Genomic DNA, 15,782 nt, shown 5'->3' on the forward strand with positions numbered 1-15,782 from the left:
TCGACGACTTCCGGCAGTGTTTAGCCGGGGAAGACGCCGCGGACGAGGGCGTCCTGGCTCACACGCTCTTCGTTGCTGCCCAAGCTCTCAATGTAGGCAATCATGCGCTCGGCATCAATACCGCCAATTTCCAGATTGGACTGCGCCTTCGCTATCACGACGTCATCACCCACTGGGCGTATGCGACTGCCTAGTGGCGCATTGATATGACGTTTGAATTGCTTTCCGTTTTGTGTAGTCACCAAAACGGTCGCGCTCGGCCGCCGGTTTTCTCCGCGCATCGCGGCGTCCATACCTGCGTCCACCCGGGCGACGACCTTGTCCGCAATTCGATGAATTTCGGGGTCGCCAAAGACCTGAGTGTCGAACCAAGGTGCTCCCTTCTGCTTTCGATGCGCAAGGACGGCGAGAAGATAAGGAAGTGAAAATTGCCCATCAATAGCGTTCTTAGGACGCCGCTCCATCAGGTCTGCCTCAATCTTGCTGAACGTGTGAACCTCAATCGATGCAATATCAGATGGTCGGATTGCCGCCTCGCTCAAGAGCGCCTCGAAAGCCTCCAAAGCTGGCGCTAACCATCGACATGCCGGATATACTTTAAAGCTGCTGTTCATCGTTGCCCAGTCTCGACCGAGGTCGCTTGTTAGCCGCTCACCGTCAAAACGGTCAGAGCCCAACATGCGCCAGAAGCCTTGATTTCCATCGAAGAGATTCTTCGAACCGATGAACCCGGCCAGCGTCAGATTTCCTGCATTGACACCCGCCATTGCGGCTGGAGCAACACCGTCCTTAAACGAAACAATTGGTCGTTCATTCCAGTTGTACTTGTGCAGACTTGGCACGCTCGTCAAAGTGCCTGCGAGGCCAATCGCGTTGTGCATGGCGTCGCCGCTTAATTTGAGTAGTATGCCGTACGCTACCGCGGCGCCGATGGATTGGTGCTGACCAACGCCATAAACTTCTTCGAACCGTTCGGCACTTGGCTGGACGGCCACAATTAGCCGATTATTCACTTCATATCCGGCCGCCAATGCGGTGACGAGGCGTTTTCCTTCGATTCTGTTCTCAGCAAGGCCAGCGAGCGCGGCTGGAACAAGACTCGCGCCAGGGTGTCCCAAGCCCTTACCATTCATCTCTGTCCCATCATCGAAATCGAGGGCGTTCGCGATATTCGAGTTAGTGAAGGCGGCGACCGCGGGTGTGAGCAAGGCGTCGCTACCATAAACGGCGCACGTTCCGTCACCGCTCATCCCGTGCCCCGCGACTCGCGAGATTTCTGCGATGTCGGTATTGGCTCCGCCGACAGCGCATGCGATGGTGTCGAGCAGGTGCAGCTTTACTTTCTTCACGACCTCTGCCGGAATTTCTTCATAGCGCAAATTTGCCGCGAATTCTGCAACCGTATCGGTAAGCGAGCGAATCGAGGGCGCGAGTTCGCCCCTGTCGCAGTTGCCGACGACAATCATTGTTTTCTCCGTGAGCTTTGCTCTGCCGGCTGGCAGCAGCTGAAATGATTTCTTTGGTTATCGCCGGAAGTAGCGATTGAGCACTTTTCGCTCAAGCAATCCAGTGGCGAAGGTCAGCGGCATGATGGTTACAACGAAGAGCAACGCTACGCACGTAAGAATTTCAAGAGGACGAAACGTAGCGGTACTCAGGCGTTGGCCCTCGTAAAGGATTTCGCCGACCGCCACATAGCTACCCAGCACGGAGTTCTTCACGGCCATGATGCATTGGCTCGTGAACGGCGGGAGGATACGAAGAAATGCCAACGGACCCGTAATGCGACGAAGAATGGCTCCCGGCGTCATGCCCACGGAGCGTCCTGCTTCGATAAGTCCATGGTCAACCGACTGCAAGCCAGCACGAAAGATTTCTGCGTAAAAAACTCCCGTGTAGAGGGCGAGGGCGATAACACAGGTCCAATACGATGTGAGCGCAATGCCCGCAAGAATCGGGAGGCAGTAGTACGCCCACACAACGAGAACCAACGGCGGAATCGAACGAATAAGGTTGATGATTGCCGCGGCCGGCAGGCTGAGTATTTTCTTATCCGACATCCTCAGCGGTGCGAGGATGAGCCCAACAATAATCCCGAACGTAACGGACAACGCGAGAATCTTGCCCGTCATCAGCACGGCGCTCTCAAGCAGCGAACGGTATTGCCAGAGAATTGAGAAATCCCATTGATACTGTTGCATGATTAGACCTGTCGACGAATGAGCGGACTTTGAGCGGACTCGAACAACCTATGGGTGTCTCCACGGTCAGGGCGAGACATCACCTCATCAGGCGGGCCGTGGTCCACGATTTCACCGTTGGCAAGGAGAATCACTTCGTCGCATGCCTCGCGAGCGAAATTCATCTCGTGCGTCACGACAATCATCGTGGCACCGCTTTGCGCCAGGTCGAGCATGACCCCGAGGACTTCTCCTACGAGCTCAGGGTCAAGGGCTGAGGTCGGCTCGTCGAACAGGATGACCTTCGGTTGCATCGCAAGAGCGCGTGCGATAGAGACACGTTGCTGTTGGCCCCCAGACAAGCGAATCGGATACGCATCCGCCTTGTCCTTCAGTCCAACACGATTCAGCAATTCCATTGCGCGCTCGACGACAACGTCGCGCGGCTCACCCAACACCACCGTTGGTCCTTCGATGACGTTTTGAAGAACCGTGCGATGAGGCCAGAGATTAAAATGCTGAAAGACCATCGTCATCGCTCGACGCTGTCTAGCGAGTTCGCGAGCAGAGCGGGGCCGTCTGTTGGGTCCCTCGAAGCCGATTTCTTCTCCATCAAGGACGATTTTTCCGGAGTCCGGACGCTCAAGCATATTCATGCATCTCAGCAGCGTCGACTTGCCCGAGCCGCTGCGGCCAAGCAGTCCGATTACCTGGGACCGCTTCACAGAAAATGAAATCCCCTTGAGTACTTCGTGATTGCCGAAGGACTTCCGAACTTCGTCAATGACCAGAAGTGGCGATTCCGCACCGGGCAGATTGGTCACTTTACCTCCTGATTTTTGCTTCACTTGTCTCCTCCTATTTGCTGCCAGCGGCGCCGACCACGTACTTCGACCAAATACGGTCGAGACTGCCATCCTTGCGCATCTGGTCAAGGGAGTTATCCAGCCATTGCTTTAGCGCAGCATCGCTGCTCTTGCGCAAGCCGATATTGGTCGGTTGTGAGTAGAGCGGCGTAGGGATGACCATCGTTCCCTTGTGACGTTTCTGAATGAACTGCGAGATTTGGATGTCGCTGGTGACGATTGCATCAGCTCGGTTGCTTTCCAATCCGAGAAACATCGCATCGCTCGTCGAATTGACGACCCAGGTCGTTTTGGTGAGGATTGGTTGCAGCAGGCGGGTGGCACCGGCACCGTCGATTGCCCCAAGTTTGACCGAAGGGTTGTTCACCTGGTCCCAAGTCGCATAGTTCTTCGGGTCGCCAAAAGTGAGGACGGCCATGTGGAGTGCGCCGATTGGCTTCGAAAAATCAATCGCCTTCGCGCGCTCAGGCGTTTCGTTGTACGCCCCGAGCAAGTCGAATCGTCCGGACTGCAGGCCGGCCACGGCCGTTCCCCATTGCGTGTCGACATACTCGACCTTGATGCCTTTCTTCTCGAACATCGCCTCCATAATGTCGGGGACGATGCCTACCCACTTGTTTGTGAGCAGGTCTTTCGAATACCAGGGCGTAGCTTCCACAGCCCCGACACGAACCGTCTTGGAGTCCAAGATGCTCTGGAGGTCCGTCTTCGCCTGCGCGTATGCCGGCGCGATGGATTGAAGTTGCAACAGCCCCGCAACAACAGCCATACATCCGAATTTCCTCAAAACGTTCTTCACTTGCTCTCCTCCGTCGCGTGTCAATGTGGCGTTAGCGTGACTTCAGGTTATTAACGCCATATTATTCCGTCAAATGCTCATTTTTTCGAAGTCCATGCCTTGGGAGAATATGGTGGACCAGCGCCAGATTGATATCTTCATCGCGGTGATGAGGCTGGGGTCCGTGACGGCAGCGGCGGAAGCTCTTTCGATATCCCAGCCTTCTGTCAGCAAGACCATCGCGCTTTCAGAGCGGAGACTTGGGTTTGCCCTGTTCGAGCGAGTCAAGGGTAGGCTCGAGCCCACTCCCGAGGCTTCGTTGGTCTTCGACGAGGCGCTTCGATTGCACGAGAACGTTGCGCGATTTGAGCGATTCCTCGGCAGCGTTCGAGATTTCAGAGCGGGTCAGGTGCGGGTCGCTGCTACGCCCGCGCTCGCCATCGCGATGCTGCCGATGGTCGCGAAGCGGTTCCGGGCGAACTTTCCAGACTACGGGCTCGTGCTTGATATGCAGCTGAACCACGAAATTCCGCAAAGCGTTGAGCATGAGGAATACGATGTCGGCCTCTTGGTGATTCCTACCGCCGACGAGACCGAAGACATGCATATTGTCAGCCGAGGCGAGTTCATCTGCGTTTTGCCTATCAATCACCCGCTGGGACAATCAGATATCGTGCAATGGAACGATGTGAGGTCGCTTCAACTCATCCATATCACGACCGACCGGCGCATCGTTGACTTGATGACAGGCGGCATTCCGGGCTTTGGAAATCGAGTGTCGTCATCCATCGAAAGTAACCGCTATACGGTGGCCGTCAATCTGGTTGGTCAGGGCTTGGGCTTCACACTCGTGGACGAGTTCGCGCTGATTGGTCATCCACTCGAAAGCATCGAAATCAGGCGCTTCAGGCCGTCCATAAAGATTTCGCTGGTCGCCGTCGTTGGCAAGCGACACTCTCGAACGCGCGCGGCGATGAAGTTTGTTGAGACTATTAAAGAAGTCGTAAGCGAATCGCGTCCCCGGATACCACAGACTTAGCGGTCGTAGAACGGGCTTGCCGCTTCAATTTCAAAAGAGCAAAAAAAACGCGGAATGCTGGGTCTCAGCTTTCCGCGCCAACTGGTGCTACTAGGAGCCGGTTATCGAACGAGGAACCCGTGTGTCAGCGGGTCACGCTCGTCCACAATCCATTGTCCAAACCCGCAGATGAAGGCATTGCCTTCAACTTCCGGAATGACTGCCTTGAAGTCGCCCACATTGGTCTCACTGAGCACACGGCCCTTGAAAACGGTGCCGATAATGGACTCGTTTACCAGCGTTTCGCCTTTCCCTAACTCGCCGCGCAGGTAGAGTTGAGCGACGCGACCACCCGTGCCGGAGCCTGTAGGAGACCGGTCAACCTCCCGGTCGGCAAACACGCAGCAATTAGCCTGAGTGGAGCCTTCGTGTCGTGGCTTATTGGCAATGATGGTTCCGTAGATATGGTTGATTTCCGGGATATCCGGATGTTCAACCGGGAACGCCTTGTTTGCCGCCTGCTTCACTTCGGCACCGAAGCGGATGAGGTCTTCGACTGAAGATTCTCGTACTTCGAGGTCATGCGGTGCGCCGTCCGTGTAGAAATAGAAGGCACCACCGAACGCAATGTCGCCCTTCACCGTACCGAACGACGGCGTCTCGACGGTAACGTCACGCTTCCAGATGAACGAGGGCACGTTCACAAAGCGGACATTGCCTGCATTCTCACCATCCCACTGCACAAACGCTTCGATAAAGCCGCACGGCGCGTCAATGCCCACGCGCGTTTCTGGAATCTGCCGCTGCACCCAACCCAGCTCCACTGCCGCGGTCGACAGTGCAATGACGCCATGACCGCAGTGGTCGCTGTAGCCCTCGTTGTGGAGGAAGATGATTCCAAAGTCCGCATTGGGGCTTACCGGTTCGGTCAGGTAGCCACCATACATATCTGCGTGACCGCGCGGCTCGAACATCAGCGCCGTACGAATATCGTCGGCGTTTTCTTTCAGCCATGCGCGACGCTTGACGATAGTGTCACCCGGCAGGCGAGGCAGTCCGCTCGTGACGATTCGGAATGCTTCTCCGCCGGTATGAACCTCGACAGTCGAAATGGTGCGAGTGATTTTCATGTGTGCTTCGTGGTTACGCTAAAGACTTCACTGACCGTAAGGAACCGGCAGGCCATTCTTGATGACATAGACGGTCGTCGGCGCACCCTTCAGGTCGCCATCTGCATCGAAGGAGTACGTTCCTGCAACGCCCTTGTAATCAGTCTTCGCCAGTTGCGCGGTAATCTTCGCCTTGTCGGTGACCGTGCCGGCCTTGACCATCGCGTCGGCCAGAAGCTTCACGCCGTCGTAGTAGCTGACCGCGTACACCTGCGTGTCGGTGTTGTACGCAGCCTTGTACTTCTGAAGGAACTCGCGTCCAGCCGGGGTCTTCTCCAGCGAGACACCACCTTGCGCACAGTAGACGATGGACGCCGCTTCCCCTGCGACCTTACCCATGTCTGCCGAGCAGATGCCGTCGCCGCCGAGCAGCTTCGCGCGCAGGCCGCGTCCCTTCATTTGCTTGGCCATCGGTGCGCCCTGAGACGCGTAGCCACCAAAGAAGATGACGTCCGGGTTCTTCGACTTGATGCTCGTCAGAATGCCGAGGAAGTCGGTCGCCGACGAGTTTGTGAACTGTTGGTCGACGATTTGAATGCCGTTCGCCTTCGCTTCCTTCACGAATTGCTCGGCCACGCCCTGACCGTAAGCCGTGCGGTCATCGATAACGGCAGCGGTCTTGGCCTTCAGCGTCTTGGCTGCAAACTGGCCCATCGTGCCACCCAACTGCTCGTCGCTCGCGCCGATACGGAAGATGGTCTTGAAGCCTTGCTTCGTCAGCGCCGGATTCGACGCGACCGGCAGCATCGGGATGCCGGCCGAGTTGTACACCTTCGATGCCGGAATCGCGACGCCGGAGTTGTACGGGCCCATCACGGCGACAACGCCGCTATCGACCATCTTTTGAGCGACTTGCACGCCGATTTTGGGGTCCGCCTGGTCGTCTTCCGAGTCCAGCTTAAAAGTAACCTTCTGACCACCAACCGAAAGACCAGCCTTGTTTAGTTCGTCGATGGCAAGGCGCGCACCATTCTCGTTGTCTTTGCCATTAGGTGCTTGCGGGCCCGTTAGGGGCGCCGAGTGGCCAATGGTGACGACGGTTTGCGCATTGGCGGAAATCGAGAGGCCGGCGACCGTTAAGGCGGTCATTGTTCTTACGAGGCGGCGCATGAAAACTCCAAGGAATTGGACCGATGAGTTACCACCTTAACCGCATTTTGGTTCGAATTCAACCTATTTCAAAAAGCAAAAACCGGCATCTGGTTCCGACTAAACCAATAAAGCGTTTCCTGACGCCATTCCTCGTGCAAGGGCAGGGCAGGGGCGCCGCTCTAGTGGTTTTCCCCGAAAACTGGTCTTTCCATAACCAAATAAAGACTGATGGCTTGAAACCAAATATTTTCTGGCCTAGGATTCGTTCCACATTCTGGGTGCAACCGGGGTGCTACCGTGACTATTGGTCGATAGTCCACCACCAGCCACTGTGGAGCGCGCTCAATGTCTCCGCGTCTGTTTTCCCGAGGACATGATGAGAAAACACTTACTGGCCGTCGCTGTCGTCGCCCTCGGTCTTTCGAGCATTGTCCCGACGTCCGCGAGCGCGGACGAACTCGCGGACATCAAAGCGAAGGGCACGATGAGTTGCGGCGTCCTTGGCTCCTTTGAGCCGTTTGGCTATGTCGGCAGGAGCCGTGAGCTGCAGGGCTATGACGTCGACATGTGCAACGCGCTTGCGAAACGGCTCGGAGTCACGGCCGAAGTCCGCCCGATGGCAATTGAGGCGCGAATTCCCGAGCTCCAGGCAGGCCGTATTGACATCATGGCAGCGGGCCTTGCCTACACGGCACAGCGTGCAACGCAGGTTGATTTCTCGGACGGCTACTACGTGAGTCCGCACATCCTCGCCGTGCGCGTCGACCATGGCATCAACAAGGTGTCCGACCTCAACGGCAGACGAATTGCCTTCACGAAAGGCGGCATCGCGGAAAATTACGTCAAGAAAGAGGTGCCGGGCGCCATCTTGGTGGGTCTTGAAGACACACCGACGGCGTTCACTTCTATGGCGCAGGGAAAGAGCGATGCCATCAGCGTTTCAGAGGAAGTCGCGAGCCGGCTTGTGAACAAACTCGGTCCCGCAGCCGCGCAATTCAAGATTCTGGAGCCACCTATCGGCAGCGAAATATGGGGCTTCGGCGTCAGGAAGGGAGAGGAGCCGTTTTTGAAGGCGGTCAACAGCGCGCTCCAGGACATCGAGAGCTCGGGCGAGGCGCAGCAGATATTCGATAAATGGCTTGGGCCGAATACGCTCTACAAGATGACGCGCGAGTTCAAGATTTCGCCAATTCCAAGGACTGCGAATGTCACCCCGAACAAGGCTGCTCAAAAAGCTGCACCGCCGGCCGGATGGAAGGGCCATCTCTCAATCCTTACTCCGCAGAACATCAAGCTGCTGGCGAGCGGTATCGCTGCGACGGTCATTCTCTCCGTTGGCAGTTGGCTCCTTGCCTTCATCTTCGGAACGTTCCTTGCCGTCGTTCGGATGACAAGAATCCGTATTCTGGAATGGCTCGTCGTCGCATTCGTTGAATATCAACGATGCGTGCCACCGCTGGTGCACATCTTCCTGTGGTACTTCGGCGTCTCGAATCTGCTTCCCGTCAGCTTGCAACAAATAGCAAACGCGCATCATGGGGAGATGTATTTCGCAGCGCTAGCCATCGGTCTCTACTACGCGGCTTACGTGTCAGAGGACATTCGAAGTGGTCTTCGCAGCGTCTCATACGGCCAGCATGAAGCGGCTCGCGCGGTTGGCTTCAACTACCTGAGCGCGATGCGTTACATCATCATGCCGCAAGCTCTCAGAAACGCTATCCCACCGATGGTGAGTGGAAGTGTCCTTTTGATGAAAACAACGAGCCTCGCAATGGTCGTAGGAGCTGTCGAGCTCACATACGCGACCAAAGAAATTGCGAACAGCACTTTCAAAGCATTCGACATCTACGGGCTGAGCACCGCTATTTATGTCGGTATTGCCTTGGCGTTGATGTGGGCGGGAGCCGCACTTGCGCGCCGATTCCATATCCCTTCGAGGTAAGCCATGTTTGACATTATTCGCGACAACTGGCTGTTGATTCTCATTGGCTCTTATCCGAGTGGCCCCTTAGGTGGCGTGGCGGCAACGCTGATTTTGTCGGTAATCGGCATCGGTCTCGCCTTTCCGTTGAGCTTGTTGCTCGCCCTCGCTCAGCTGAGTCCCTTCGACTGGATTCGTCGTCCCGCTATTGCCATAAAGTACCTCGTTCGCAGCATTCCGCTGGTGATGCTCATCTTCGGTGCTTACTTCGTGATTCCGGTGTTGGTCGGGCACCAGGTCACGGGCTTCACCACGATGGTCTGGACGCTCGTCATCTTCGAAGCGGTCTATCTCGCAGAAATCGTGAGAGCTGGAGTCGAGGCATTGCCGAAGGGGCAGGCTGAAGCGGCAGCTGCACTCGGCATGAGCTATTGGATGCGCGTTCGTGTTGTGATTCTTCCGCAGGCTCTCTACAACATGCTGCCGAGCATGGTTGGGCAATTCGTGACGGCAATCAAAGACACGTCGCTCGGCTACGTTATCGGTGTGCAGGAACTGACGTACGCCGCCAACCAAGTGAACAACAACACGCTCACCAAGCCGTTCGAGGTGTTTTTCCTGCTGTCGCTTGTGTACTTCGTCATCTGCTTCACATTCACTCAGCTTGCGCGACACCTCGAGGCGCGAGTGTCGAAGAAACGTACTGCGGCACGTACAGACGCCGTGCTCGAAGCAGAAGGCGTAACGCCTGTCGTGTCCTCTTAATCGCGGGAGCCGTGAGATGATTACTTTCAAGAACGTTGAGAAGTGGTACGGAAGCTATCACGCTCTCCAAGATGTCAACGCCACCGTCAAGCGGGGTGAGGTCGTGGTCGTCTGCGGCCCGTCCGGCTCCGGTAAGTCGACGCTCATTCGAACTGTGAATCGACTTGAGGAAATCAATGGCGGAGCCATCGAGGTCGACGGCCAGGATATTCACGCGAAAGGCCTGGACATCAACGCGTTCCGCAGTCGCGTGGGTTTTGTATTTCAGCAGTTCAACCTCTTTCCGCACCTGTCGGTGCTCGATAACATCATTGCAGCGCCGACGCGGGTCGCGAAACTCCCGAAGGACGAGGCCGTCTTACTTGCCCACGAGCTACTGAATAAGGTTGGACTCAGCCATAAGGCGACGGCTTACCCAGGCCAGCTGTCCGGCGGACAACAGCAGCGCGTGGCCATTGCTCGCGCCCTTGCCATGAAGCCACCCGTAATGTTGTTCGATGAGCCGACGAGCGCGCTCGACCCAGAGATGGTTGGTGAAGTTCTTTCCGTCATGAAGTCTTTGGCGAAAGAGGGCATGACGATGGTGTGCGTCACGCACGAAATGAAGTTCGCTCGGGATGTCTCGGACACCATCTGGTTCATGGATAAGGGCACCCTCCTTGAAACGGGCGCCCCTGACGAATTCTTCAACTCGCCAAAGCACCCGCGTGCGCAGTCGTTCCTCTCTGAGATTGCCACCGTTTGACGCAACGTTCGAGGCTCACAACGAAAGTCGACGCACCGGCTGAACTGCAATGAAAATCACGAAAGTATCTGTTCTCGAGTTCAGCCGAGAACTGGATGGGACGGTGTGGAACCCCGCCTTCCGGTGGCGCGAGAGGCGTGCGCCGCTCGTTTCTATCGAGTTTGCTGACGGCGTGGTCGGTATTGGCGAGGGATGGTCAAAATACACAGACTGTCAGTCGGTCCTCAGCCTGCTCGCAGATGAAGTCGGGCCAGCGCTCATTGGGCGGACCTTTCAATCGCCGAGTGGCGCGTACAATTTCTTGCGCATGTCGCCAGCGTCGCAGCCTGCGTGGGCGATGTCCGCTGCAATCAGTGCCGTGGACATCGCCATGTGGGATGCTGCCGCCAAGCGAGGCAATCTTCCGCTATGGAAGTTGCTTGGGGGCGCCGATGCGTCAGCGCCGGTGTATGCGAGCGGCGGCTTGTACCGCGACGGGCAGGACGCGCAGGCCCTCATGTCTGAGTTCCAGCGGTACGTGGACAGCGGATTCACCTCGTTCAAGATGAAAATCGCCGGGATACCGCTCTCGGAAGACATGGAACGAGTGGCCGCTGTCCGCGCATCCATCGGCAGTGGCGCCCGACTCTGGGTCGACGCCGTCAATCAGCTAACGGCTGTCTCCTGCGCACAATGGTTCAGCGAATTGGCGAAGTTCACGCCCGAGGCGATTCAGTCTCCGGTCGCTTTCGATGACGTCGAGCTAATGCAGCGCATCAATCGCGAGTTCCTACCCGTGATAGCCGCCGAGGCTGAGTATCGGCATGACGAGTTTCAGCGGCTCGTGAATGCCAAGGCTATCTCGCACATGCAATTTTGCCTACCGCTTTGTGGAGGCGTTAGCGGCGCCCTTGCGCTCGAAGAGATGGCGTCCCGCGCAGGCGTGCCATCCACGCCTCAGTGCTTCTCGACGGCGATTGCTCAAGCTGCAACGCTGCACTTTGCGGCCGCACGCGCGAACGTCGCCTCAGCCGAATATCACTGCTTTCATGACCATCTGGCTTTCTTGTATCGGAATGACACAGGCGTCATCGGAAACGGCATGGCATGCGCCGGAAGGGGTCCCGGTCTCGGAGTCGAACTGCCGAGAGTCGGCCTCCAACAGGACGGTAGCAGAATCTCCACAGTTCGCGAGTTGCGATAACGGCTAACCGTTTCTCGGGCGACGGGCGAAAGACATATGCGCAGGCTCAGCTGAGCCTGCGCTTTTTTTTTCTGACCGCATGGTCGTGTTTGATTAGTGTCTTAAGCCGGCGGTCTGCCACGGAAAGCTCGGTCGCCGCAAAAACATAGTTTCCTATGTAGGCATCAATGCAAAATGCGCAGGCCCATCCAAGCCTGCGCATTTTTCATGCTGGTGACGTCGTACAGAGGCGGAGTCAACCATCTGACCACGCGTCTGAAGGCGATGTCACACGAGAGTCATCAGGTTAGCGTTTCCGCCGGCGGCGGTTGTGTTGACACTGACGGTCCGTTCAACAAGAAGTTGGTCGACGGCGTACTCAAACCCGTCCGTGCGCCCTTGACTTGGACGAGCTTGCACCGTAGCGATGGCGCCGCGGCGCTGTGATAACAACTTCGTTAGCGTCAACAGACCTGCTTCATCACCATCGTAGAGCACGGCGTCGGGATGAGATGACGCCGCGTCAACCAAGGCGACGCGTTGTCGAAGTGTCTGCGGCAGCTCTTGATAGACTTGTTCTGCAACCGTGCCAGCAAGGTCAACGGAATTACCCGTGGCGAGTGCTGCGAGAAGTTGCGCGTGCGCGCCTTCAACCGAGTTGGCGACGCACAGCACGGTCCCGCGCGGTGCCAGCGAGTAGGTGTTTCGCTCGCCGGTTGGTCCGGGCAAGGCGGCGGTTACGCCGAAGACAGGATTCTGGATGTACTGCGTGCAACGCCGTGCCGAATGCTCGTCGCCCACGCTCTTGAAGTGTTGCCGCAGTTGCTCGAGAACATTAGTTGGATTCGTGGCGGCGGTAGCCGCTGCTGTAGGCATGAAGGTCAACGACTTCGGCAGACTCGCCGGGCGCTTCCCCAAAAGGCGGCGCAGATACAGCGCCCCGCCAGCCTTAGGCCCCGTGCCAGACAAGCCTTCGCCTCCAAACGGCTGCACCCCAACTACCGCGCCAACGATGTTGCGGTTCACGTACACGTTTCCGACGTGGGCGTGCTCGAGGACGAGTCCGATGGTCTCGTCGATTCGAGTGTGTACGCCCAGTGTGAGTCCGTAGCCCGTGTTCTTGATTTCACCCATCAGCTTTTGCAGTTCGGTGCGCTTAAAGCGCAGGACGTGCAACACGGGTCCGAACACTTCGCGCTTGAGCTCGTCGAGAGAGTTGATTTCAATGAGCGTCGGCGGAACGAACGTACCCTGTTTGCAGCTTTCCGGAAGCGGCAGCTGAGTAACGCGGTGGCCCGACGCACGCATCGACGCAATATGCGCGTCCAACCCCTGCTGTGCCTCGGTGTCAATCACTGGTCCAACATCGACCGACAGTCGGTCAGGGTTTCCGACGACGAGCTCGTGCATTGCGCCGAGCAACATCTCAAGCGTGCGGTCGGCGACTTCTTCCTGGATGCATAGCACTCGCAAAGCCGAACAGCGCTGGCCGGCAGAATCGAAAGCCGACTGGAGAACATCCACCACAACTTGTTCTGCAAGCGCCGAAGAATCGACAATCATCGCGTTCTGACCGCCAGTTTCTGCAATCAGCGGGATGGGGCGACCCGCCGCATCCAGGCGTGCTGCAAGAGTCTGATTGATGATGTGGGCAACTTCGGTCGAGCCTGTGAACATGACCGCGCGCACACGCGAATCGGCGACCAGCTTGGCGCCAACTTTCGCGCCGTCGCCGGGGAGCAGTTGCACTACGCCTGCCGGCACGCCCGCCTCGCGGAGGATGCGGACCGCTTGAGCGGCGATTAGCGGGGTTTGTTCAGCCGGTTTTGCGATGACGGTGTTGCCGGCAGCCAGTGCCGCGACCACTTGTCCCATGAAAATCGCCAATGGGAAGTTCCAAGGGCTGATGCACACCACGGGACCCAGCGGCTCTTGAGACTGCTCGTCGAATTCAGCAATGCGGGCCGCGTAGTAACGAAGGAAGTCGACGGCCTCGCGGATTTCCGAGATAGCATTGGGAAGCGACTTACCCGCCTCGCGGATGACCAGTCCCATAAGGGTCGGCATTTCCGCCTCGAGCTGGTCAGCGGCTCGATTCAGACACTCCGCGCGACGCGCGACGCTTGTTTCGGCCCAGTTGCGATAGGCGCTCGTTGCGCTGGAAAGAGCAAGCTCCACGTCGTCAGGCGTCGCATCCGCAACCATGCCGACGATGTCGTCGTGTTGTGCGGGGTTACAAACCGGCGCTGCGGTGCGCTGCACCGCCGTTTCAGTTCCGAGCATCGGGGTTGCCGTCCACGTTCTCAGTACGCTGGATGTCAGCGATTCTCCGAGTGCTTGCAAGATGCGTTCGTTCGAGAGGTCAATGCCTTCGGAGTTCGGGCGTTCCGTTCCGTAGAGGTCTCGCGGCAGCGGGATTTTTGCGTGTGGAGCGCCAAGCGGCGACAACTGTTCGGCTTCGCGAATAGGGTCAGCAATCAATTCAGCGACGGCGACGCTCTTGTCAGCAATGCGGTTCACAAACGAAGTGTTCGCGCCGTTCTCAAGAAGTCGGCGCACCAGGTACGCAAGCAGAGTTTCGTGCGTACCGACCGGGGCGTAGATGCGGCACGGTCTATTCAGTTGACCGCGGCCAACGACCTCTTGATATAGAGGTTCGCCCATCCCGTGGAGGCACTGGAACTCGTATTGCCCCGGGTAATAGTTCGGTCCCGCGAGGTTGTAAATTGCCGCCAGCGTGTAGGCGTTGTGCGTAGCAAACTGGGGATAGACAGCATCGGCCGCTCCAAGCAGTTTCTTCGCACAGGCGAGATAGGAGATGTCCGTATAGATTTTGCGCGTGTAGACCGGGTAGCCGTCGAGGCCATCTAGCTGCGCGCGCTTAATTTCGGTATCCCAGTAAGCGCCTTTGACGAGGCGGACCATGATTCGATGACCGCTGCGGCGCGCCAGGTCGAGAACGAAGTCGATAACGAATGGACAGCGTTTCTGATACGCCTGAATGACGAATCCGATGCCGTTCCAGCCCTGTAAATCTTTGTCGAAACATAGCGCCTCGAGAAGGTCGAGGGAGATTTCGAGCCGGTCGGCTTCCTCCGCGTCGATGTTCAGCCCGATGTCATACCGTCGCGCGAGCAGTGCCAATGAGCGAACACGTGGCAATAGCTCTTCCACCATGCGACGGTGCTGGGCACGCGAATACCGGGGGTGCAACGCCGAAAGCTTGATAGAGATGCCAGGACCTTCGTAGATACCGCGTCCATCTGACGCTTTCCCGATGGCGTGAATTGCACTCTCATACGAATCGTAATAGCGCTTCGCGTCTTCGGCGGTAGTCGCAGCCTCTCCAAGCATGTCGTAGGAATAACGGAAGCCCTGTGCTTCCAACTTCCGACTGTTCGCGAGTGCCTTTTCTATAGTTTCACCAGTGACGAACTGTTCGCCCATGAGGCGCATCGCCATATCTACGCCCTTGCGAATCAATGGCTCGCCGCCGCGACCAATGATGCGCGTCAGCGACGACGCCAGCGTCGCCTCACTGTTGGTGCCGACCAGCTTGCCCGTGATGAGCAGGCCCCAAGTGGCCGCGTTCACGAAAATTGAGGGCGCTTGACCAAGGTGAGCGCGCCAATTGCCGCGGCTAATCTTGTCGCGGATGAGCGCGTCGCGCGTGGCCCTGTCGGGAATGCGTAAAAGCGCCTCAGCGAGGCACATCAGCGCAACCCCTTCCTGGCTCGACAGCGAAAATTCCTGAATGAGTCCTTCCACGCCGGAGCCCGTATTTTTCCGACGCAGCGCCTCGACGAGCTTGGCTGCCAATTGTTCCGTCGCTCTAGCGACGGGCGGGCTGAGCCGAGCTTGCTCGAGGATTCGGGGTACGCATTCGGTTTCAGGCTCTCGATAGACAGCCGTTATAAGTTCGCGCAAGCGTGACTGCGGTATCAATTCAGCATTGAACTGACTGAACGGGCCTCTTTCGGACTGTCGAGTAGAAGCGTGCTGCGTGGTTGCGGCGGGAGTTGACATGGCGAATCACTCTTTTCGAAACGAACATGGCGATGAACCGATGTCAGCCCATCGCCGCAA

Annotated in this window: 11 protein-coding genes and 1 pseudogene; 5 read left to right on the plus strand and 7 right to left on the minus strand. The window is 57.4% G+C overall.

Annotated features, from left to right (window positions below; genetic code table 11):
- Positions 1 to 20: 20 nt before the first annotated feature.
- From VOM14_RS18740 to VOM14_RS18755, 4 genes are read right to left on the minus strand one after another with little or no spacing between them, the layout of a single operon-like run.
- Positions 21 to 1,466 carry an MmgE/PrpD family protein gene (locus tag VOM14_RS18740; protein WP_327630223.1) on the minus strand — a complete coding sequence of 482 codons (1,446 nt, stop codon included), beginning with the start codon at positions 1,464 to 1,466 and terminating at the stop codon, positions 21 to 23.
- Positions 1,467 to 1,523: 57 nt separating this feature from the next.
- Positions 1,524 to 2,201, minus strand: coding sequence for an amino acid ABC transporter permease (locus tag VOM14_RS18745; protein ID WP_327630224.1), 678 nt, complete (start codon positions 2,199 to 2,201; stop codon positions 1,524 to 1,526).
- A gap of 2 nt (positions 2,202 to 2,203) precedes the next feature.
- Positions 2,204 to 3,028 carry an amino acid ABC transporter ATP-binding protein gene (locus VOM14_RS18750; protein ID WP_327630225.1) on the minus strand — a complete coding sequence of 275 codons (825 nt, stop codon included), beginning with the start codon at positions 3,026 to 3,028 and terminating at the stop codon, positions 2,204 to 2,206.
- A gap of 10 nt (positions 3,029 to 3,038) precedes the next feature.
- Positions 3,039 to 3,845 (minus strand): substrate-binding periplasmic protein, encoded by an 807-nt coding sequence (locus tag VOM14_RS18755; RefSeq protein WP_327630226.1) that lies wholly within the window; start codon positions 3,843 to 3,845, stop codon positions 3,039 to 3,041.
- A gap of 112 nt (positions 3,846 to 3,957) precedes the next feature.
- Between VOM14_RS18755 and VOM14_RS18760 the strand changes: the two genes are divergently transcribed.
- Positions 3,958 to 4,863, plus strand: a complete 906-nt coding sequence (locus tag VOM14_RS18760) for a LysR family transcriptional regulator (RefSeq protein ID WP_327630227.1) — start codon at positions 3,958 to 3,960, stop codon at positions 4,861 to 4,863.
- 101 nt (positions 4,864 to 4,964) lie between these two features.
- On the opposite strand, the gene lhpH is transcribed toward VOM14_RS18760, so the two are convergent.
- Positions 4,965 to 5,972 (minus strand): trans-3-hydroxy-L-proline dehydratase, encoded by a 1,008-nt coding sequence (gene lhpH, locus VOM14_RS18765; RefSeq protein WP_327630228.1) that lies wholly within the window; start codon positions 5,970 to 5,972, stop codon positions 4,965 to 4,967.
- 27 nt (positions 5,973 to 5,999) lie between these two features.
- Positions 6,000 to 7,121 (minus strand): branched-chain amino acid ABC transporter substrate-binding protein, encoded by a 1,122-nt coding sequence (locus VOM14_RS18770; protein WP_327630229.1) that lies wholly within the window; start codon positions 7,119 to 7,121, stop codon positions 6,000 to 6,002.
- Between the two features lie 355 nt (positions 7,122 to 7,476).
- Here VOM14_RS18770 and VOM14_RS18775 point away from each other — a divergent pair, with 355 nt between their 5' ends.
- Genes VOM14_RS18775 through VOM14_RS18790 form a run of 4 tightly spaced genes read left to right on the plus strand, consistent with a single transcriptional unit; the run spans position 7,477 to position 11,717 of the window.
- The gene (locus VOM14_RS18775; RefSeq protein WP_327630230.1) at positions 7,477 to 9,045 is read left to right on the plus strand and encodes an ABC transporter substrate-binding protein/permease; all 1,569 of its coding nucleotides are present in this window, start codon (positions 7,477 to 7,479) and stop codon (positions 9,043 to 9,045) included.
- 3 nt (positions 9,046 to 9,048) lie between these two features.
- Positions 9,049 to 9,789 carry an amino acid ABC transporter permease gene (locus VOM14_RS18780; protein ID WP_327630231.1) on the plus strand — a complete coding sequence of 247 codons (741 nt, stop codon included), beginning with the start codon at positions 9,049 to 9,051 and terminating at the stop codon, positions 9,787 to 9,789.
- A gap of 16 nt (positions 9,790 to 9,805) precedes the next feature.
- Entirely contained in the window at positions 9,806 to 10,534 is a 729-nt protein-coding gene (locus tag VOM14_RS18785; protein WP_327630232.1) for an amino acid ABC transporter ATP-binding protein, read from the plus strand.
- Between the two features lie 49 nt (positions 10,535 to 10,583).
- Positions 10,584 to 11,717, plus strand: a complete 1,134-nt coding sequence (locus tag VOM14_RS18790) for a mandelate racemase/muconate lactonizing enzyme family protein (protein ID WP_327630233.1) — start codon at positions 10,584 to 10,586, stop codon at positions 11,715 to 11,717.
- A gap of 267 nt (positions 11,718 to 11,984) precedes the next feature.
- On the opposite strand, the pseudogene putA reads toward VOM14_RS18790, so the two are convergent.
- Positions 11,985 to 15,695: pseudogene (putA, locus tag VOM14_RS18795) on the minus strand (trifunctional transcriptional regulator/proline dehydrogenase/L-glutamate gamma-semialdehyde dehydrogenase); the annotation flags it as partial.
- Positions 15,696 to 15,782 lie beyond the last annotated feature (87 nt).

The organism is Paraburkholderia sp. MPAMCS5 (assembly GCF_036016995.1).
Lineage (GTDB): Bacteria > Pseudomonadota > Gammaproteobacteria > Burkholderiales > Burkholderiaceae > Paraburkholderia.